18 protein-coding genes are annotated in these 18897 nt (G+C 66.8%); 15 read left to right on the top strand and 3 right to left on the bottom strand.

Annotation, left to right across the window (positions count from 1 at the left end):
* Window positions 1-128: 128 nt before the first annotated feature.
* Both otsB and CLD20_RS06340 read left to right on the top strand, forming a co-directional pair.
* On the top strand, window positions 129-842 hold the full coding sequence (gene otsB, locus CLD20_RS06345) for a trehalose-phosphatase (protein WP_224405755.1): 714 nt from the start codon (window positions 129-131) through the stop codon (window positions 840-842).
* 172 nt (window positions 843-1014) lie between these two features.
* Complete coding sequence (locus tag CLD20_RS06340) at window positions 1015-2508, top strand: trehalose-6-phosphate synthase (protein WP_255599507.1); 1494 nt, start codon at window positions 1015-1017, stop codon at window positions 2506-2508.
* Window positions 2509-2570: 62 nt separating this feature from the next.
* Here CLD20_RS06340 and CLD20_RS06335 read toward each other — a convergent pair whose 3' ends face one another.
* A complete protein-coding gene (locus tag CLD20_RS06335) occupies window positions 2571-2786 on the bottom strand; it encodes a molybdopterin-binding protein (RefSeq protein WP_224405753.1) in 216 nt (71 codons plus the stop codon).
* Window positions 2787-2870: 84 nt separating this feature from the next.
* On the opposite strand from CLD20_RS06335, the gene CLD20_RS06330 reads away from it, so the two are divergent.
* The 7 genes from CLD20_RS06330 (at window position 2871) to CLD20_RS06300 (ending at window position 9970) form a co-directional block, all read left to right on the top strand.
* Entirely contained in the window at window positions 2871-3662 is a 792-nt protein-coding gene (locus tag CLD20_RS06330; protein WP_370636836.1) for a TOBE domain-containing protein, read from the top strand.
* A gap of 16 nt (window positions 3663-3678) precedes the next feature.
* Entirely contained in the window at window positions 3679-4437 is a 759-nt protein-coding gene (gene modA, locus CLD20_RS06325; RefSeq protein ID WP_224405751.1) for a molybdate ABC transporter substrate-binding protein, read from the top strand.
* A 6-nt stretch (window positions 4438-4443) separates the two neighbouring features.
* On the top strand, window positions 4444-5130 hold the full coding sequence (modB, locus tag CLD20_RS06320; RefSeq protein ID WP_224405969.1) for a molybdate ABC transporter permease subunit: 687 nt from the start codon (window positions 4444-4446) through the stop codon (window positions 5128-5130).
* A gap of 7 nt (window positions 5131-5137) precedes the next feature.
* On the top strand, window positions 5138-6265 hold the full coding sequence (gene modC / locus CLD20_RS06315) for a molybdenum ABC transporter ATP-binding protein (RefSeq protein ID WP_224405750.1): 1128 nt from the start codon (window positions 5138-5140) through the stop codon (window positions 6263-6265).
* A 192-nt stretch (window positions 6266-6457) separates the two neighbouring features.
* On the top strand, window positions 6458-7462 hold the full coding sequence (locus CLD20_RS06310; RefSeq protein WP_224405749.1) for a DctP family TRAP transporter solute-binding subunit: 1005 nt from the start codon (window positions 6458-6460) through the stop codon (window positions 7460-7462).
* A gap of 138 nt (window positions 7463-7600) precedes the next feature.
* Window positions 7601-8347 carry a TRAP transporter small permease gene (locus tag CLD20_RS06305; protein WP_370636818.1) on the top strand — a complete coding sequence of 249 codons (747 nt, stop codon included), beginning with the start codon at window positions 7601-7603 and terminating at the stop codon, window positions 8345-8347.
* Between the two features lie 21 nt (window positions 8348-8368).
* Window positions 8369-9970 carry a TRAP transporter large permease gene (locus tag CLD20_RS06300; protein WP_224405748.1) on the top strand — a complete coding sequence of 534 codons (1602 nt, stop codon included), beginning with the start codon at window positions 8369-8371 and terminating at the stop codon, window positions 9968-9970.
* Here the strand turns inward: CLD20_RS06300 and CLD20_RS06295 are convergent.
* A complete protein-coding gene (locus CLD20_RS06295; RefSeq protein WP_224405747.1) occupies window positions 9957-11132 on the bottom strand; it encodes a pyridoxal phosphate-dependent aminotransferase in 1176 nt (391 codons plus the stop codon). The two genes, CLD20_RS06300 and CLD20_RS06295, sit on opposite strands and share 14 nt — an antisense overlap.
* A gap of 170 nt (window positions 11133-11302) precedes the next feature.
* Here CLD20_RS06295 and CLD20_RS06290 point away from each other — a divergent pair, with 170 nt between their 5' ends.
* The 3 genes from CLD20_RS06290 to denD all read left to right on the top strand — a co-directional run bounded on the left by CLD20_RS06290 (window position 11303) and on the right by denD (window position 15058).
* Window positions 11303-13123: an IlvD/Edd family dehydratase gene (locus CLD20_RS06290; RefSeq protein ID WP_224405746.1), complete on the top strand. Its 1821-nt coding sequence runs from the start codon at window positions 11303-11305 to the stop codon at window positions 13121-13123.
* Between the two features lie 44 nt (window positions 13124-13167).
* On the top strand, window positions 13168-13992 hold the full coding sequence (locus CLD20_RS06285) for an isocitrate lyase/phosphoenolpyruvate mutase family protein (RefSeq protein ID WP_224405745.1): 825 nt from the start codon (window positions 13168-13170) through the stop codon (window positions 13990-13992).
* An 82-nt stretch (window positions 13993-14074) separates the two neighbouring features.
* The gene (gene denD / locus CLD20_RS06280; protein ID WP_224405744.1) at window positions 14075-15058 is read left to right on the top strand and encodes a D-erythronate dehydrogenase; all 984 of its coding nucleotides are present in this window, start codon (window positions 14075-14077) and stop codon (window positions 15056-15058) included.
* A 54-nt stretch (window positions 15059-15112) separates the two neighbouring features.
* Here the strand turns inward: denD and CLD20_RS06275 are convergent, their stop codons facing one another.
* Window positions 15113-16036 (bottom strand): polyprenyl synthetase family protein, encoded by a 924-nt coding sequence (locus CLD20_RS06275; RefSeq protein ID WP_224405743.1) that lies wholly within the window; start codon window positions 16034-16036, stop codon window positions 15113-15115.
* Window positions 16037-16086: 50 nt separating this feature from the next.
* On the opposite strand from CLD20_RS06275, the gene mtgA reads away from it, so the two are divergent.
* The 3 genes from mtgA (at window position 16087) to CLD20_RS06260 (ending at window position 18798) form a co-directional block, all read left to right on the top strand.
* Entirely contained in the window at window positions 16087-16827 is a 741-nt protein-coding gene (mtgA, locus tag CLD20_RS06270) for a monofunctional biosynthetic peptidoglycan transglycosylase (protein WP_224405742.1), read from the top strand.
* Window positions 16828-16953: 126 nt separating this feature from the next.
* The gene (rpmF, locus tag CLD20_RS06265; protein ID WP_224405741.1) at window positions 16954-17139 is read left to right on the top strand and encodes a 50S ribosomal protein L32; all 186 of its coding nucleotides are present in this window, start codon (window positions 16954-16956) and stop codon (window positions 17137-17139) included.
* 75 nt (window positions 17140-17214) lie between these two features.
* Window positions 17215-18798 (top strand): gamma-glutamyltransferase family protein, encoded by a 1584-nt coding sequence (locus tag CLD20_RS06260; RefSeq protein WP_224405740.1) that lies wholly within the window; start codon window positions 17215-17217, stop codon window positions 18796-18798.
* Window positions 18799-18897: the final 99 nt, after the last annotated feature.

The raw sequence follows: 18897 nt of genomic DNA, 5'->3' as shown, positions 1-18897 counted from the left end.
CCCGCGGGCTTTTTGTTTGCGCCTTGCTGTGGGAGGGAGCGCGCCGACTGTGCTGCACCGCAGCGAAGTTTGACGCAATTTCGGAATCGGCCTACACCTTCTCCATGCGTGATCTTACCGAACCGCCGTTGCTCGATAAGTCCCGACACGCCCTCTTCCTCGATTTCGATGGCACGCTGGTCGGCTTTGCCGACGACCCAGACGGCATCCGCCTGGAGCCGGGAACCGTGGAGCGCCTGAAGGCGCTGGAAGTGCGCCAGGATGGCGCCGTCGCCCTCGTCAGCGGTCGGGCACTTTCCTCCATCGACCGCTTTCTGGCCCCCCTCGCCTTCCCCGCCGCGGGCGTGCACGGCCAGGAGATCCGTTTCCATCCCGGAGAAGGGATCGAGGCCGCGCCGCCGCCCGAGGCGATGGCGGTGGCGCGCGAGAGGCTGTCGAAGGAGATCGGCGAGGGCGACCGGCTGAAGGTGGAGGACAAGGGCGCCGCCCTCGTCATCCACTATCGCACCGCACCCGAAGCGGAGACCCGCGCCGGAGAGCTCGGCGAGGCGGCGATTGCCGGCCTTGGCGGTCTTCGCCTCGTCAAGGGTCATGCTATCGTCGAGATCAGGCCCGATAATGTCGACAAGGGAAAAGCGATCGAGCGCCTCATGGCCCGTCCGCCCTTTGCGGGGCGTGCTCCCGTCTTCCTGGGCGACGACACCACGGATGAAGACGGATTTCGCTTTGCCGCGGGCCGTGGCGGCTTCGGCGTGAAGGTTGGAAGCGGGGAAACGGAAGCGGCTTACAGACTGGCCGATGTGCCGGCGGTGCACCATTGGCTCGAGGAGGTGGCGAAGTGAAGATTCGTGACTGGCCGAGGAACCGGGAGGATGCCTTCCGGGTTTTGCCAGACGAAAAGAAGTCGAAGATCGAGACACCGAATCTCGGGGAGGGAGCACCAGTCACATGAGGCGACTGATCGTTGTATCAAATCGCGTGGGCCCGCTGACAGACGGCGGCAAGGCCGGCGGTTTGGCAGTTGGCCTCGGCGATGCTTTGCGCTCGCGTGGCGGCATCTGGTTTGGCTGGTCCGGCGACAAGAGCTCGGAGGGCACCTTCGGCGAGATGAAGGTCGAGGAGCATGGCAAGGTACGCCTCGCCACCATCGATCTGACCGCAGAGGACGTCGAGGAGTTCTACGCCGGTTACGCCAACCGCACCCTCTGGCCCCTTCTGCATTACCGTCTCGATCTCGCCGAGTTCGACCAGCGTTACGAGAACGCCTATCGCAGGGTGAACGAGCGCATGGCGGCAAGGCTGATGCCGCAGACCCAGCCCGGCGACATGGTCTGGGTTCACGACTACCACTACATTCCCCTCGGCGAGCGCCTGCGCGAATCCGGCTTTGACGGGCCGATGGCCTATTTCCTTCACGTGCCGTTCCCGAGCCCGGAAATCATGACGGCGCTGCCGAACTCGCATTCGCTCATTCGCGCCCTCACCGCCTATGACGTGATCGGCTTTCAGACGGACAATGACCGGCGCAATTTCGCCCGCTACGTCGTCGAGGAGCTCGGCGGCAGCGAGGGCGAGAACGACGAGCTGACGGCCTATGGCCGCATCTTCCGCGCTTCCACCTTCCCGATCGGCATCGACACCGAGAGCTTCGCCGAATTCGCCGTCTCCGACGAGGCGAAGGAGCACGAGGCGCAGCTGAAGGTCCTGCTGCGCGGCCGTGAGCAGATCATCGGCGTCGACCGGCTGGACTATTCCAAGGGCATCCCGGAGCGCTTCCGCGGCTTCGAGCGGCTCCTGCAGGATTATCCGGAGAACCGCGGGCGCGTCAGCCTGATGCAGGTGGCGCCGCTGTCTCGCTCCGACCTTGAGGCCTATTCCGACCTCAGGAGCGAGCTGGAGGAGCTCGCCGGCCACATCAACGGCGCCTATTCGGCGCTCGACTGGGTGCCGATCCGCATCATGACGCGGGGCTTCACCCGCCGGGCCCTTGCCGGCATCTACCGGGCGAGCCGCGTCGGCCTCGTGACGCCGCTGCGCGACGGCATGAACCTCGTCGCCAAGGAATACGTCGCCGCGCAGGATCCGGAGGATCCGGGCGTCCTCGTCCTCTCGCGCTTTGCCGGCGCGGTGAAGGAGCTGCCCGAGGCGCTCATCGTCAATCCCTACGACACGGCCTCGCTGGCCCGCGCCCTGCAGCAGGCGCTCAACATGCCGCTGGAGGAGCGCAAGCAGCGCTGGGACGCGATGTTCGCCCGCCTCAAGAAGGGCACGGCGCAGGCCTGGTGCGAAGCCATCCTTCACGCTCTGGAAGAGCGCGCGGACAAGGGACTTGGCCGTTCCTCCGCCCCGACGGCGAGCGGCAAGCCGCCCAATGCGGTGGCGCCGAAGCGACCGGAGAAGGAGGCGATGGTCACCACCAAGCTGCCGGGCACCACCTCTGCCCCCGCTCGCCGCAGCGAGGAGCGCCGGGGAGCGCTGCACTCCCTGCGCAGCTTCTTCATGTTGTAGAATGCCGGCGCCTTATCGCGTTGAATTGAAGGGCGAGGCCGGCGGCCTCGCCCTTTTTCATGTCAGGCCGGATCGGCAATGCCGATCATCACGTCGGAAGCCTTGATCACCGCATAGGCCTCCTGCCCCTCGGCAAGGCCGAGTTCCTCCACCGCCTCGTTGGTGATCGCCGAAGTGACGATCGCCCCGCCGGTGTCGATCCGAACATGCGTGGTGGTGGCGCCCTTCACGATTGCCACGATCCTTCCCTTCAGCTGGTTGCGTGCACTGAGCTTCATCGCTCTCCCCCGTTCGTCGTACTGGCCTTCTCTATCTGCTCGCTATATAGCCTGACTATACGACGTTAGATGAGGCCCGAGACGATGGAGATCGAAGCCCTCGTGACGCTGCGGAGCGTGGATTCCCCGGCCGTGGGGCGCGAGCGGATTCGACTTCTGGAGGCAGTGGCGCGAGAGGGCTCCATCACCGCCGGGGCCAAGGCGGCGGGTCTCACCTACAAGGCCGCCTGGGACGCGCTCGACGCCATGGCGAACCTCTTCGGCCAGCCGCTTCTCGAAAAGCGTACTGGCGGCAAGGCGGGCGGCGGGGCGAGCCTCACCGAGACGGGCGTCAAGGTCATCGAGGCCTATCACCGCCTTGAGGCCGAGATGGCGCGCGTCGTGCGCTCGCTCGAGCCGCATCTTTCCGGCACCGGCATCTCGCCGCTCAACCTCGTCTCGGGAATGCTCATGAAGACCAGCGCCCGCAACGCGCTCCGCGGCACCATAGCCGACATCCGCTCCGACAAACTCTCCGCCGAGGTGGCGCTTGCGCTTGGCGAGGGAACGACGATCCACGCTCTCGTCACGCAGGAGAGCGTGAGGGAGCTCGGCCTTTGCGTCGGGCGCGAGGCGATTGCGCTCATCAAGGCGCCCTTTGTCATCATCGCGCCCGGCCTGGAAGGGCCGAGCATCTCGGTGCGCAACTGCGTGCCCGGCACGATCCGGCGCATGACACGCTCGGAGGTCACCGCCGAGGTCGTTCTCGATATCGGCAGCGGCAAGAGCCTGGCCGCCACCATCACCGCCGAGAGCGCGACCAAGCTGGGACTTGAGCCTGGAAAGCCCGCCTGCGCCCTGTTCGACGCGGCACATGTCATCCTTGCAATCGACTGACCATCTGGGGGACCAAATGAAGCCTTTGAGAATGCTCGCGGCAGGCCTTGCCGCCCTTGTCCTTTCCGGCGCGCAGGCCGCGCTCGCGGCGGACACGAATATCGCCGTCGCCGCCAACTTCACCGAGGCCGCCAAGGAGATCGCCGCCGCTTTCAAGGAGAAGACCGGCGAGGCGGCGATCCTGTCCTTCGGCTCCACCGGCCAGCTCTACACCCAGATCAGCCAGGGAGCGCCCTTCGAGATCTTTCTTGCCGCCGACGATGCGCGCCCGGTCAAGGCCGTGAAGGAAGGCTACGGGGTGGAGGGAACCGAGTTCACCTACGCGATCGGCAAGATCGTCCTGTGGAGCACCGACGCGGGCCTCATCGCGGGGGAGGAGACGCTGAAGGCGGGCGATTTCGACAAGCTCGCCATCGCCAATCCGCAGACCGCGCCTTACGGCGCAGCCGCCGTCGAGGCCATGAAGGCGATCGGCGTCTACGCCGCCCTGGAGCCGAAGATCGTCCAGGGCAACAACATCGCCCAGACGTTCCAGTTTGTGCAGACCGGCAATGCAGAGCTCGGCTTCGTGGCCCTGTCGCAAATCGCAGGCAAGAGCGAAGGCTCGCGCTGGGAAGTGCCCGCCGATCTCTATACCCCGATCCGCCAGGATGCCGTCCTGTTGAAGAAGGGTGAGGAAAGCAGCGGCGCGAAGGCCTTTCTGGATTTCCTGAGGGGCCCGGAAGCCGGCGCCATCATCGAGAAATACGGCTACGGCACCGCCGCCGGAAGCTGATTGCCCGTGCCGGTCCTTTCCTCCGAGACGGTCTCGGCGATCCGCCTCACCGTCGAGCTGGCGGCCATCACGACGGCGATCCTGCTCTTCATCGGCACACCGATCGCCTGGTGGCTTGCCCGCTCGCGGGCCTGGTGGAAGGAGGCGGTCGCGACCGTCGTCGCACTGCCGCTCGTCCTGCCGCCGACGGTTCTCGGCTTCTACCTCCTCGTGGCGCTCGGCCCTTCCGGGCCGGGCGGGGCGCTCGCCGGCCTCTGGGGCGGGCGCACTCTCGCCTTCACCTTCGAGGGGCTCGTCATCGGCTCCGTCATCTATTCCATGCCCTTCGTCGTGCAGCCGATCCGCAACGCCTTCGAGGCGATGGGCGAAAGGCCGATGGAAGTGGCGGCGACGCTGCGCGCCTCGCCCGCCCGCGCCTTCTGGAGCGTCGCCCTGCCGCTCGCCCGCCCCGGCTTCCTGACCGGCGCCGTTCTCGGCTTCGCCCATACCGTTGGAGAGTTCGGCGTCGTCCTGATGATCGGCGGCAATATTCCGGGCGAGACCAAGGTGCTCTCGGTTGCCATCTACGATTATGTGGAAACGCTGAGATGGGGCGAGGCGAACCTTCTTGCCGCAGGCATGGCGGCCTTCGCCTTCATCGTCATCCTGACCATGACGATCGTCGAAAAGCGCGTCGCCCGCTCGGGCGATTGAGGGCGGCATGGAAGAACCCGGCACCATCGACCTCGCCTTCACCGGCCGTTTCGGCGGCTTCGCGCTTAATGCCGCATTCTGCGTCCCGGCGCGGGGCGTCATCGGCATCTTCGGGCCATCCGGCTGCGGCAAGACCTCGGTGCTGCGCTGCGCGGCGGGGCTCCAGCGCCTGGAAGGGTACTTATCGCTTGCCGGCGAGGTCTGGCAGGACGCTGCGACCTTTCGCCCGGCACATCGCCGCCCGATTGGCTACGTCTTCCAGGAAGCGAGCCTCTTTCCGCACCTTTCCGTCCGCCGCAACATTCTCTACGGCGCCCCGCGCCGCCGCCCTCCCCGTCCAGGCGAGGGCACGGGCCTTGAAGAGGTCGTCGAACTCCTCGGCATCGGGCATCTTCTGGATCGCTCGCCCGCCAGGCTCTCGGGCGGCGAGCGCCAGCGCGTCGCCATCGGCCGGGCTCTCCTCTCCCAGCCCAGGCTTCTCCTCATGGACGAGCCCCTCTCCGCCCTCGACCGGCAGACCAAGGACGGAATCCTGCCCTTTCTGGAGCGGCTGCACGAGCGGCTCGCCATCCCCGTGCTTTATGTCAGCCACGACATCGGCGAGCTGGAGCGCCTCGCCGACCATCTCGTCCTGATGGAGGAGGGCCGCGTGATCGCCTCGGGAAAGCTCTCCGAGCTGCAGAGCGATCCCGCCCTGCCGCTCGCCACCTCGCGCGAGGCGGCCGTCAGTCTCGATGCGATCGTCACCGGCTACGACCCCGCCTATGGCATCGCGACGCTTGCTGTAGACGGCGGCGAGATCGTCATCCCCTCCCCGGCGGGCCGGCCCGGCACGCCACGGCGCCTCAGGGTCGGCGCGGGCGACGTCAGCCTCGCGCGCAAGCCGCCGGAAAGCACCACGATCATCAACATCCTGCCGGCCCGCATCCTCGCCCATCGGCCGGTCGGACCGCACGAGAGGTTGATCGTGCTCGGCCTCGGCGAGGATGGAAGCGGTGCGCGGCTCCTCTCGCGCGTCACCCTGCGCTCCTTCGACCATCTGGCGCTTGCCGAGGGCATGCTCGTCTACGCGCAGGTGAAGGGTGTCGCCCTCGCCCCCTCCGCCGCAACCCCCGAGCGCACAACCCCGGCCTGAAAAGGGCTCCACCTTTCGTCCATCCCCAAGCGTATGAGACGTTAGTAGGGCTGCGACAACCGGGCTGGCCAATCCACAATCCCCAGTCGTATAAGTACTTAGGGCGAAGGGGAGAGGCCCGCGGGCAGGGAGACTTGCCCCGGGCCTCGCTTTTACGCTTTGTGTTTGAGTTGGTCCTGAGGGAGGAATCCAATGAAGAAGTTTATCGGCGGTATTGCCGCTGCAGCGTTGCTCGTCGGCGCCGCGCCTGCCTTCGCGCAGGAAGGCTGCGACGACGGCGAGATGGTCATCAAGTTCAGCCACGTCGTCGCGGCACAGGGCCATCCGAAGGGTGAAATGGCCGCCGCGCTCGCCGAGCGCGTCAACAAGGAGATGGACGGAAAGGCCTGCATGCAGGTTTTCCCGAACTCCCAGCTTTTCGACGACGACAAGGTGATGGAAGCCCTGCTTCTCGGCGATGTGCAGCTTGCCGCGCCGTCGCTGTCGAAGTTCGAGGCCTACACCAAGAAATTCCGCATCTGGGACTTTCCGTTCCTGTTCCCGAGCATGAAGGCCGTGAACAACTTCTCCAACTCCGAAAAGGGTGAGGAGCTGCTCCACGCCATCGAGGACAAGGGCTTCATCGGCCTCGGCTACATCTACAACGGCCTGAAGCAGTTTTCCGCCAACAAGCCGCTGATCGCGCCGACCGACGCCAAGGGTCTGAAGTTCCGTATCCAGACCTCCGACGTCGCCGAGGCGATGATCGAGGCGCTCGGCGCCAATGCCCAGAAGCTGGCCTTCTCGGAAGTCTACGGCGCCCTGCAGACGGGTGTCGTCGACGGTCAGGAGAATTCCTGGTCCAACATCTACACCCAAAAGTTCTTCGAGGTGCAGGACGGCATCACCGAGACCAACCACCAGCTTCTGACCTATCTGGCGGTCACCTCGACGGAATGGCTCGACGGTCTCGATCCTGACGTGCGCGAGCAGTTCCTGTCGATCTTCAAGGAGGTCAGCGACGAGTACAATGCGCGCGCCGAGGAGATCAACGAAGAGGCCAAGCAGAAGATCATCACGGCCGGTGGCACGGTGCGTGAGCTCACGCCCGAGCAGCGTCAGGCCTGGGTCGATGCCATGAAGCCGGTCTGGGACCAGTTCCGCGACGATGTCGGCCAGGACGTGATCGACGCGGCGGTTGCTGCCGGCAACAGCTGATCGGCGACTTTGCCCGCGCCTTTCTCGGAAGGCGCGGGATATGCCTGACAGAAAGATTTCCGCGGGACCGCAAGTATCGCAGAATGCTTGCGGCCCCGCGGTTCTCTGTTATCCGGAAAGGGCCTGGGGAGGGCTCTGATGCGCAAGAAGAGCTGGGTCACATCGCTTGAGGAGGGCTTCATCGCGCTGTTGCTGGCCGCGATGACCTTGACCCAGTTCACCCAGGTGGTCGCCCGCTACATCTTCCATTCGGGCTGGACCGGGGCTCTGGAATTCACCCGCATCCTGTTTGCCTGGCTCATCCTCTTCGGCATGGCCTATGGCGTGAAGATCGGCTCCCATCTCGGCGTCGACGCCTTCATCCGCATGTTCCCGCGCCCGCTTTTCCGCGTCGCCGCCGTCTTCGGCGCGCTGGCCACCGTCCTTTACGCCGTCATCCTGCTGGAATCGGACTGGCTGCAGTATCTCGGCGCCAATTCCCGAGGCGGCGCCGTCGATTACTGGATCCGCTTCTACAAGCTGCCGCTCGGCCTCGACGACCTACGCTATCCCGTCTGGGTGCAGGAGAGCTTCGGCGCGCCCGAGCGCGTCCAGCGCTGGATCGCCTATCTCATCCTGCCCGTCGGCCTTTTCCTGCTGGCGCTGCGCTCGGTGCAGGCGATGTTCGCCATCATCACCGGGCGGCGCGACCTCATCGTCGCCGCTCACGAGGCCGAGGAGCTCGTTGCCGAGCACGAAGGCATCGCCGCGGACGACGACCCGCCCGATGACGATCCGCCCGGCGACGATCCACCGGACCCCGAAGACGACGACTACGAACACCTGGAGCCCTTTGAGGAATCGATCGAGGATTCCCACAGGCTGCACTGGCACCACCGGCGCTAAAGCCCCAACGAGCACATCCCGATGGAATCAGGCATCCTCTTTATCCTCGTCATCGCCTTCCTTTTTCTGGGAGTTCCGATCGCGATATCGCTCGGCCTGTCGAGCGTCATCGTCATCGCGTTCTTCTCCAGCGATTCCATGTCCTCGGTGGCGCTGCAGCTCTTCACCGCCTCGCAGAACTACACGCTGCTGGCGATCCCCTTCTTCATCCTCGCTTCCGCCTTCCTGTCGACGGGCGGCGTAGCGCGGCGCATCATCCGCTTCGCCGTCGCCACGGTCGGGCATCTGCGCGGCGGCCTCGCGATGGCCTCGGTGCTTGCCTGCATGCTGTTCGCCGCGCTCTCCGGTTCCTCGCCGGCGACCGTCGTCGCCATCGGCTCCATCGCCATCGCGGCGATGCGCCAGAGCGGTTATTCGAAGGAATTCGCCGCCGGCATCATCGCCAATGCCGGCACGCTCGGCATTCTGATCCCGCCCTCCATCGTCATGGTCGTCTATGCCGCCGCGACGGATGTCTCGGTCGGCCGCATGTTCCTGGCCGGCGTCCTGCCCGGCATTCTCGCCGGCGTGATGCTGATGATCGGCATCTACATCAACGCCCGCATACGCAAATTGCAGCCGCAGCCCTTCCCGGGCTTCGGAGAGTTCATGCATGCCGGCAAGGATGCGGCCGCCGGCCTCTTCCTCATCGTCGTCATACTTGGCGGCATCTATGGGGGTGCCTTCACGCCCACCGAGGCGGCGGCCGTGGCCGCGGTCTATGCCTTCTTCGTCGCCCTCTTCATCTACCGCGACATGGGTCCCCTGAAGGGTCGGGACTGGGTGACGGAGGAAGACGGGCACGCGGCGCGCAATGGCTTCTTCGGCCTCGTCTACGCGCTGACGCTTTGCGCCCTCATCCTGATCTTCGGCTTCTTCCTCGCTCCCGACACGCCTCTGGAGGAGCGCCAGCTCGTGGCGCTCGGCGCCTCCGGTCTCGCCCTCGTCGCCTACCTCGCTTGGCGCGAAGGCGCTGGGGCGCCGCGCGCGCTTCTGGCGAGCATCCCGATCTGGGGTCGCGGCCTCAAGGACATGCTCGTCCGCTTTCCGGCCGCCTGCTTTCACCCGGACACGCGAAAGGTGCTCGTCGACAGCAGCAAGACGACGATCATGCTGATGTTCATCATCGTCAACGCGCTGCTCTTTGCCCATGTGCTCACCTCCGAGCGCATCCCGCAGGCAATCACCGACTGGATGCTCGGCGCCGGCTTCAACTGGTTCACCTTCCTGATCGCGGTGAACCTTCTGCTGCTTCTCGGCGGCCAGTTCATGGAGCCGTCGGGCCTTCTGCTCATCGTGGCGCCGGTCGTCTTCCCGATCGCCATCCAGTTGGGCATCGACCCGATCCATCTCGGCATCATCATGATCGTCAACATGGAGATCGGCATGATCACGCCGCCGATCGGGCTCAACCTCTTCGTCACCTCCGGCATCACCGGGATGGACCTGATACGGGTGGTGAAGGCGGCCATGCCCTTCACGGGCATCCTTCTCCTCTTCCTGGTGATCGTCACCTACGTGCCGTGGATCTCCACCTGGCTGCCGACATCCCTGATGGGGCCGGAGATCGTCACGACGCGCTGAGGAAGGCGCCGATCCGCTCCAGCGCCGTGCGGATGTTCTCCTCCGAATTGGCGTAGGAGACGCGCACATAGCCCTCGCCGTTGACGCCGAAATCCGGGCCTCCGATGAGCGCAACGCCGGCCTCTTCGAGGAGCGCCGATGCGAGCGGCTTCGCCTTCCATCCCGTCTTCGAGATGTTCGGAAAGGCGTAGAAGGCGCCCTTCGGCGTGACGCAGGAAACGCCCGGCAGGTCGTTCAGGAGTCCCGTCACCACTTTCCGACGTCGGTCGAAGGCGGCGACCATCGCTTCGGCCTCGTCCTGCGGGCCTTCCAGCGCCGCGATGCCGGCGAACTGCGCCGGCGCGTTGACGCAGGACCAGGCATTGACCGCGAGCTTGCGCATCTTGTCGAAGAGCGCGTCCGGCCAGATGGACCAGCCGAGGCGCCAGCCCGTCATCGCCCAGGTCTTGGAAAAGCCGTTGAGGAGGATCAGCCGGTCGCGGATTTCGGGATAGGTGAGCAGCGAGACATGCTCTTCGCCGTCATAGACCATCCGGTCGTAGATCTCGTCCGACAGGATGGCGATGTCGGGCCGCTCGGCGAGGCCAGCGACGAGCCGGTCGATCTCCGCCTTCGGCGTCACGCCGCCCGTCGGGTTGGCCGGCGAGTTGAGAATGACGAGGCGCGTCTGCGGCGTCAGCAGCGACAGGGTCTCCTCCGCCGAGAAGGCAAAGCCGTTCTCCTCGCGGATCGGGATCGGCACAGGCCGCGCGCCGGTGAACTCGATCATCGAGCGATAGATGGGAAAGCCGGGATCGGGATAGAGGATGTCCGCGCCGGGCTCGCCGAACATGAGGATCGCGGAGAACATCGTCACCTTGCCGCCGGGCACGATGACGACGCGCTCCGGCGACACCTCCACGCCGGTGGTCCGCTCGGTCCAGCGCGCCACCGCCTCGCGCAGCGGCAGGATGCCGGTCGCGCCCGTATAGCCATGCTCGCCGTCGCGCAGCGCCTTCACCGCCGCCTCGACGATATGCCCGGGCGTCGCAAAATCCGGCTGGCCGATGCCGAGATTGATGATGTCGCGGCCCTGCGCCGTCAGCGCGTTGGCGCGCGCCAGCACGGCGAAGGCGTTTTCCTCTCCGATCCGGTCGAAGCCGGCGATCGTCCTGAGCGTCATATGCGTGCGCTTTCGATGTCGTCTGGCTGAAATCGGTGCCTTTGTAGAGGAGGGGCCTGGGGCAGCAAAGCCGCATGTGCGGCACCCGGGTTTCTATCCATCGGCGCTCTCGCCTTTGACCTGTCGCGCCTCGTGGGCATATTCGGCGGAGCGATAAGAGGGAGGACCGGATGTCGTTCGACGCCAAGCACGGAACCCAAGTGAAGCTGCGCTCGCAGATCTGGTTCGACAATCCCGACGATCCGGACATGACGGCGCTCTATATCGAGCGCTATCTCAACTGGGGCATCACCCGCGAGGAGCTGCAGTCGGGCCGCCCGATCATCGGTATCGCCCAGACGGGCTCCGATCTGGCACCCTGCAACCGCCACCATATCGAGCTCGCCAAGCGCGTGCGCGAGGGCATCCGCGATGCCGGCGGCATCGCCTTCGAGTTTCCCGTCCACCCGATCCAGGAAACCGGCAAGCGCCCGACGGCGGCGCTCGACCGCAACCTTGCCTATCTCGGCCTGGTCGAGACGCTCTTCGGCTATCCGCTCGATGGCGTCGTGCTGACGACGGGCTGCGACAAGACCACGCCAGCCCTGCTGATGGCGGCGGCGACCGTCAACATTCCGGCGATCGCCCTTCCCGGCGGGCCGATGCTGAACGGCTGGTACAGGAACGAGCGCTCCGGCTCCGGCACGATGAAATGGGAGGCGAACAAGCTGAAATCCGCCGGTCAGATCGACCTGGCCGAATATGTCGAGATGGTCGCCTCCTCCGCCCCCTCCATCGGCCACTGCAACACCATGGGCACGGCGACGACGATGAACTCCCTCGCCGAGGCCCTCGGCATGACGCTGCCGGGCGCGGCTGCCATACCGGCGCCCCACAAGGAGCGCGGCCAGGTCGCCTATCTTTCCGGCCGGCGCATCGTGGAATTGGTGGGCGAGGAGGCTCTGCCCGCCGCGATCATGACGCGCGAGGCCTTCGAGAACGCCATCGTCGTCAATTCGGCCATTGGCGGCTCCACCAACGCCCCGATCCACCTCAACGCCATCGCCCGGCATCTGGGCATCAGGCTCACCAACGAGGACTGGCAGACGGTCGGTCATGCCATTCCCCTCCTCGTCGACATGCAGCCGGCCGGCCGCTTTCTCGGCGAGGACTATCACCGCGCCGGCGGCGTGCCGGCCGTCATCGCCGAGCTGATCGCGGCGGACGCTCTGCCCCACCCGGATGCGATGACGGCGAACGGCCGGACGATGCGCGAAAATTGCGAGGGCCGTTTCGCCACGGACCGCGAGGTGATCCGCCCCTTCGGCGAGCCGATCCTGAAGGATGCCGGCTTCCTCAACCTTTCCGGCAACCTCTTCCATTCCGCCATCATGAAGACCTCGGTGATTTCCGAGAGCTTCCGCCGCCACTACCTCTCCAACCCGGACGATCCGGAGGCCTTCGAGGGCAAGGTCGTCGTCTTTGACGGACGCGAGGACTACCACGACCGCATCAACGATCCTTCGCTCGGCATCGACGAGAACACCCTTCTCGTCATTCGCGGCGCCGGCCCGCTCGGCTATCCGGGGGCCGCGGAAGTCGTCAACATGCAGCCGCCGGACGAGCTCTTGAAGAAGGGCATCAGCGAGTTGCCCTGCATCGGCGACGGCCGCCAGTCCGGCACCTCCGGCTCGCCCTCGATCCTCAACGCTTCGCCCGAAGCCGCGGCGGGCGGCGGCCTTGCGCTGCTGAAGACCGGCGACCGGGTGCGCATCGACCTGAACACCCGGCGCGCCGACATCCTGATCGAGGAGACGGAGCTGGAGAGCCGCCGCGCCGCTTTGAAGGCGCAGCTCGCCAACGGCGGTCTCTCCTACGTGCCGCAGAGCCAGACGCCCTGGCAGGAAATCCAGCGGGGCATGGTCGCCCAGCTGGAGGACGGCATGGTGCTGGAGCCGGCGGTGAAGTACCGCGATGTCGCCCATCACGCCTATCCGCGCGACAATCACTGAGGCCTGACGCGCGATCGCGCACGGCACAACCAAGGAACGACCCGATGAGCGCCGCCACCTTCCGCGCCCTGCACGAGCGCCGAGAACTCTTCGTCATGCCCAATCCCTGGGATGCGGGAACGGCGCGTCTTCTCGCCGATCTCGGCTTTGCGGCGCTCGCCACCTCCTCCGCCGCCCTCGCCTGGACGCTCGGCCGGCAGGATGCAAGCGGCGCGGTCTCAAGAGCCGATGCGATCGCGCATGCGCGGACCATCGCGGCTGCGAGCCCCCTGCCGGTGAACGGCGATTTCGAATCGGGCTATGGCGAAACGCCCGCCGAGGTCGGCGAGACCATCCGCCAGGCGATCGAGGCGGGCCTTGCCGGCTGCTCGGTCGAGGACATGGACCAGGCGAATGGCGATCTCTATCCGCTCGAAGAGGCGCTCCGTCGCTTCGATGCCGCGAAGGAGGCAGCGGAAAAATCCGGCTCCGGTTTCGTGCTCACCGGCCGCTGCGAGGTCTTCTTCACGAAGAACCCCGATCCGCTCGGCGAGGCGGTGCGACGCCTGAAGGCCTATGAGGCGGCAGGCGCCGACGTCGTCTACGTGCCGGGGCTCACCACGGAGGCGGAAGTGCGCGAGATCGTCGGCGCCGTCTCCGTGCCGGTAAACGTGCTCGGCGGTATCGGCGGCATATCCAACGATATCGATGCGCTGGAAAAGCTCGGCGTGCGCCGCGTCTCCATCGGCTCGGGACTGGCAAAGGTCGCCCTTGGGGCGTTTCTGGATGCTGCGAACGCCCTGACGCACAGGCGCTTCGCCTATGAGAAGGCGGCCTCCTCCTCCACTCTCAACGGCGCCTTTTCCACCGCCCCCGGCGACGACGACTGAGCCGGTCCTTACGGCAAGAAAGGAACTTCGGAGCGGCCTTTCCCCTTCACCCCGGGCCGCCGAAACCTTCAGGGAGCCCTTCATGCACGTCCTCATCACCGGCGCCGCCGGCATGCTCGGTCGCAAGCTCGCCGAAAGGCTTGTCGCCGACGGCACGCTCGGTGGCCGGCCGGTCCTGAAACTGACGCTGCAGGATCTTCAAACCCCGCCTTCCTTCGGCTCGGAGGAGACCGCTGTCCTGCCCGTGGCGGGCGACATCGCCGACCATGTTCTCGTCGAGCATGTCATGGCCGAGAAGCCTGACGTCATCTTCCACCTCGCCGCCCTCGCCTCGGCCGGCGCGGAGGCGGACATGGAAAAGGGCTATCGCGCCAATCTCGACGGCACACGCGGCCTCTTCGAGGCGGTGCGCAAGGCGAATTATGCGCCGCGCCTCATCTTCGCCTCCACGGTCGCCGTCTACGGCGCGCCGCTGCCGGATGTCATCGACGACGATTTCGCCCTCACCCCGCTGACGAGCTACGGCACGGCGAAGGCGATGGGCGAACTGCTCCTGGGCGATTACACCCGCCGCGGCTTTTTCGACGGCGTGGCGCTTCGCCTGCCGACGATCTGCGTGCGGCCCGGCGAGCCCAACACGGCCGCTTCCGGCTTCTTCTCGTCCATCATCCGCGAGCCGCTCGCCGGCAAGCCGGCGATCCTGCCCGTCGGCGAGGACCTCCGCCACGTCTTCGCCAGCCCGCGCGCGGCAACCGGTTTCTTCCTCCATGCCGCAACCATGGAGACGGAAGCCCTCGGAACCCGCCGCTCGCTGGTGATGCCCTCCGTCAGCGCCACGGTCGGCGAAGAGATCGAGGCGTTGCGCGAAGTCGCGGGCGAGAAGGCCGTCGCCCTCATCCGCCGCGAGCCGAACGAGGAGATCGCCAGGATCGTCTCCGCCTGGCCCCGGGCATTCGAGGCAAAGCGCGCCCGCGATCTGGGCTTTGAGGCCGAGACGAGCTTTGGAGACATCGTCGCCGCCCATATCGAGGACGAGCACGGCGGCACGCCGCCGATCAACGCCTGATGCGCCGCAGAAAGGGACGGGCCCGGTCAGCGCCCGTGATTGGTGTCGCCGTGATCAGTGACTGCGCTGGGCGATGAACTTCGCTGTCGCCAGCAGCACCTCGGCACGCTCGCCATAGGGCTCCAGCCAGGCCTCCGCCTCGCCGATCGTGCGGGCGAGAAGATCCTGCGCCGCCTCCGGACCGAGCAGCGAGACCAGCGTCGCCTTGCCGGCGGCCGCGTCCTTGCCGGTCGCCTTGCCGGCGATCTCGGCGGAGGATTGCGTGTCGATGAGATCGTCGGCGATCTGGAAGGCAAGTCCGATCGCCGCCCCGAAGCGACGCAGCGCCTCGCGATCCTCGGCCCCGGCGCCGGCGAAGACCGCGCCCATCTCGCAGGAGACCGCGATCAGCGCCCCAGTCTTCATCGCCTGCAGCTCGTTGACGGCCTCCGCGTCGAGGCGGCAATGCTCGGCCGCCAGATCGCGCATCTGTCCGCCCGCCATGCCGCCCGCGCCCGTCGCCTCCGCAAGAAGCCGCACCAGTTCCACCCGTACGGCGGGGTCAGGATGCGTCCCGGCCTCGGCCAGGAGCTGGAAGGAGAAGGTGAGCAGAGTGTCGCCGGCAAGGATCGCCGTCGCCTCGTCGAAGGCGCGGTGGACGGTCGGACGGCCGCGGCGGAGGTCGTCGTCATCCATGGCAGGCAGATCGTCATGCACGAGCGAATAGGTGTGCAGGCACTCCACCGCCGCGCCGGCCGTCAGCGGCTCGCTATCGGCCCCGATCAGGGCGGCGCTCTCCGCCATCAGGAAGGGACGCAGGCGCTTGCCGCCGGCAAGAAGGGCGTGGCGCATCGCCGCCACCAGCCGTTCGGGCGCGCGCCCGACGGCAGAAAGCCGCTTTTCGTCCATCAGCCGGTCGAGCTCGCCATTCAGTCTGGCGACGAAGGCCTCGTGGCGCGGCAGGAAGCGGCCTGGATTTGTCTCACTTGTCGTCAGCATGGTTTTCGCTAAGGCAGGACGGGCTGGAAGACAGGAATGAGACCGCGGCAATGAACGGAGAAGGCGGCACGACGCCCCAGGGACCCGAAGGCGCGGAACGGCGGCAACCATCGCGTCGACGCGGCAACTGGCTGAAGAAGCTCGCCTTTGCCCTCCTCTTTCTCGCCCTGATGCCCCTGCTTCTCATCCCGATCTACAGTGCCGTCAACCCGCCCGTCTCCGCTCTGATGGTGGTGAAGCGGCTCGGCGGCGCGCCGATCGAGAAGCAGTGGGTTCCGCTTGAGGAGATCTCGCCGCATCTCGTCAACGCCGTCCTCATGGCCGAGGACGCCAAGTTCTGCCGCCATATCGGCATCGATTTCGGTGAATTGCGCGCCGCCATCGAGGAAGCGCGAAAGGGCGGCGAACTGCGCGGCGCAAGCACCATCACCATGCAACTGGTGAAGAACCTCTTCCTCTGGCCGGGCCGCTCCTACATCCGCAAGGCGCTGGAGTTTCCCCTGGCCCTTTATGCGGACGCCATCCTTTCCAAGCGCCGCATTCTGGAAATCTATCTCAACGTCGTCGAATGGGACCGGGGCGTCTATGGGGCGCAGGCTGCCGCGCGGCACTATTTCGGCAAGCCGGCCGCGGCGCTGAGCCGCGCCGAGGGTGGGCGCCTTGCCGCCACCCTTCCCGCCCCGGATCTGCGCGATGCGGCGCGCCCCGGCCCGGTCACCGCCGGCCTTGCCCGTCTCTTCGCCCGGCGCGCCGCCGCCGCCGGCCCGCATGTCGGATGCCTGAAAGAGTAATTTTTCACCGCCCCCGCTGGTCAAGCGGCGCCTTTGAAGCTATATCGCGGCCAAACAGCCATTGCCTGCCCTCGGCGGGCCCCTTGGCTTTGGGCAGATGCCCCCTCGACATTCACGGAGCACGAAATGGCCGTCCCAAAGAGAAAAACCTCGCCGATGAAGCGCGGCTTCCGCCGTTCCGCCGATGCGCTCAAGGCGCCGGCCTATCTGGAAGACAAGGATTCCGGCGAACTGCGCCGTCCGCACCATATCGACCTGAAGTCCGGCAAGTATCGCGGCCGTCAGGTCCTCGAGCCGAAGGCGGGCGTCTGACGCCGCGCCTCAAGGGTTTCCAAGAAGGGCCGGCCGCGCGCCGGCCCTTTTTCGTGGTGCCGTGAGGTCTGAGCCTTGCGCGATTTCCAAAGCCCCGGCCGCTCGCCGGTCTATGCGACGAACGGCATGGTGGCGACCTCGCATCCGCTTGCGAGCGAAGCGGCGATCGCCTGTCTGCGCGCCGGCGGCAACGCCGCCGATGCGGCGGTGGCGGCCATGGCCGTCGCCGCGGTCGCCGAGCCGCATATGGTCGGCATCGGGGGCGATTGTTTTGCCCTCGTCTCCGAGCCGGACGGATCGATCCATGGCCTCAACGCCTCCGGCCGCGCCCCGAAAGCGGCCGATGCCGAGCGGCTGAGGTCCCGCGGGATCACCACCATCGGACCGGACCATGTGGAAGCGGTCACCGTTCCGGGTGCGATCCGCGGCTTCGCCGCCCTTCTGGACCGCTTTGGCCGCTTCGGCCTCGATACCGCCCTTTCCCGCGCCATCGAGCTTGCCGAAAAGGGCGTTCCGGTCGCACCGCGCGTCGCCCATGACTGGGCGAGCCTGTCGCCCCGCCTGCACCGCGACGCCGGCGCCCGCCGACATCTCCTGCCGACCGGCACCGCGCCGCGCGCGGGCGACATCGTCCGCTTCCCGGCGCTCGCGGCCACGATGCGCAGGATCGCCGGGGAAGGCGCGGAAGCCTTCTATGCGGGGCCGGTCGCGGAGGACATCGTCGCCGCCGTCGCCTCCCATGGCGGCGCGCTGACACTGGAAGACCTTGCCGGTGCCGAGGCGCAATGGGTGGAGCCCGTCTCCCGCCTTTATCGGGGCCGCGAGATCGTCGAACTGCCGCCGAACGGCCAGGGCGCAATCGCCCTTCTCATCCTCGCGATCCTGGAGCGCTTCGATCTCGCGCGCCATCCGATGCTCTCGGCCGAACGGCTGCATATCGAGGCGGAAGCCGCACGGCTCGCCTATGGCCTGCGCGACGCCTGGCTGGCGGATCCGGCTTTCCTCGCCACGCCACCGGCGGCGCTGTTTGAGGACGGCTTTGTCGACGGCCTCGCCCGCCAGATCGACCCTTCGCGGCGCAACCCGGCTCTCCGCGCCGTCCCCCCGCCGCCCTCCGGCACCGTCTATTGCGCCGTCGCCGACGCCGAGGGCCGCTTCGTCTCGCTGATCGCCTCGCTCTTCCAGGGCTTCGGCTCGGCGATCGTGGCGCCTGAAAGCGGCGTGACGCTCCACAGCCGCGGCACCGGTTTTTCCCTTCAAGCGGGCCATCCGAACGAATACGGGCCAGCAAAGCGGCCGATGCACACCATCATCCCCGCGCTGATGCGCGAGGGCGGCCGCACCATCGCCGCCTTCGGCGTGATGGGCGGCCATTATCAGGCGCTTGGCCACGCCCATGTCGTTGCCAACATGCTCGATCACGGCGCCGACCCGCAGGAGGCGATCGACTGTCCGCGCCTCTTCTTCGATGCCGATTCGATCCTGGTCGAAACCGCCATGCCGAAAAGCGCGGCGGAAGGCCTCGTCGCGCTCGGCCACGACGTGAAGCCAGCGGCCGGTCCATTCGGCGGCGGCCAGATGGTGCTTGCCGACCCCGCGCGCCATCTCCTGATCGGCGCCTCCGACCCCCGCAAGGACGGTTGCGCCCTCGGCTTCTAGAACGTGACGGGGCACAGGCTTTCACCGCCGCCTGCCTCGCCGTCTCGCCCGCCGGATCAGAAAACCGTCTTAACCGCGGATTTATCAGGCTTTGCCACA

This window comes from Afifella sp. IM 167 (genome assembly GCF_020144925.1).
Classification (GTDB): Bacteria; Pseudomonadota; Alphaproteobacteria; order Rhizobiales; family Afifellaceae; genus Afifella.
The sequence above is the reverse complement of the archived record's forward strand: the minus strand, read 5'-3'. Positions and strand labels throughout refer to the sequence as shown.

Bases quoted from the DNA above. Each gene is read 5' to 3' on its own strand.
- CLD20_RS06300 (WP_224405748.1), top strand. From the start codon at position 8,369: ATGGAATCAGGCATCCTCTTTATCCTCGTCATCGCCTTCCTTTTTCTG.
- modA (WP_224405751.1), top strand. From the start codon at position 3,679: ATGAAGCCTTTGAGAATGCTCGCGGCAGGCCTTGCCGCCCTTGTCCTT.
- denD (WP_224405744.1), top strand. From the start codon at position 14,075: ATGCACGTCCTCATCACCGGCGCCGCCGGCATGCTCGGTCGCAAGCTC.
- mtgA (WP_224405742.1), top strand. From the start codon at position 16,087: ATGAACGGAGAAGGCGGCACGACGCCCCAGGGACCCGAAGGCGCGGAA.
- CLD20_RS06275 (WP_224405743.1), bottom strand. From the start codon at position 16,036: ATGCTGACGACAAGTGAGACAAATCCAGGCCGCTTCCTGCCGCGCCAC.
- modC (WP_224405750.1), top strand. From the start codon at position 5,138: ATGGAAGAACCCGGCACCATCGACCTCGCCTTCACCGGCCGTTTCGGC.
- CLD20_RS06330 (WP_370636836.1), top strand. From the start codon at position 2,871: ATGGAGATCGAAGCCCTCGTGACGCTGCGGAGCGTGGATTCCCCGGCC.
- CLD20_RS06285 (WP_224405745.1), top strand. From the start codon at position 13,168: ATGAGCGCCGCCACCTTCCGCGCCCTGCACGAGCGCCGAGAACTCTTC.
- CLD20_RS06295 (WP_224405747.1), bottom strand. From the start codon at position 11,132: ATGACGCTCAGGACGATCGCCGGCTTCGACCGGATCGGAGAGGAAAAC.
- CLD20_RS06305 (WP_370636818.1), top strand. From the start codon at position 7,601: ATGCGCAAGAAGAGCTGGGTCACATCGCTTGAGGAGGGCTTCATCGCG.
- CLD20_RS06335 (WP_224405753.1), bottom strand. From the start codon at position 2,786: ATGAAGCTCAGTGCACGCAACCAGCTGAAGGGAAGGATCGTGGCAATC.
- CLD20_RS06290 (WP_224405746.1), top strand. From the start codon at position 11,303: ATGTCGTTCGACGCCAAGCACGGAACCCAAGTGAAGCTGCGCTCGCAG.
- CLD20_RS06310 (WP_224405749.1), top strand. From the start codon at position 6,458: ATGAAGAAGTTTATCGGCGGTATTGCCGCTGCAGCGTTGCTCGTCGGC.
- rpmF (WP_224405741.1), top strand. From the start codon at position 16,954: ATGGCCGTCCCAAAGAGAAAAACCTCGCCGATGAAGCGCGGCTTCCGC.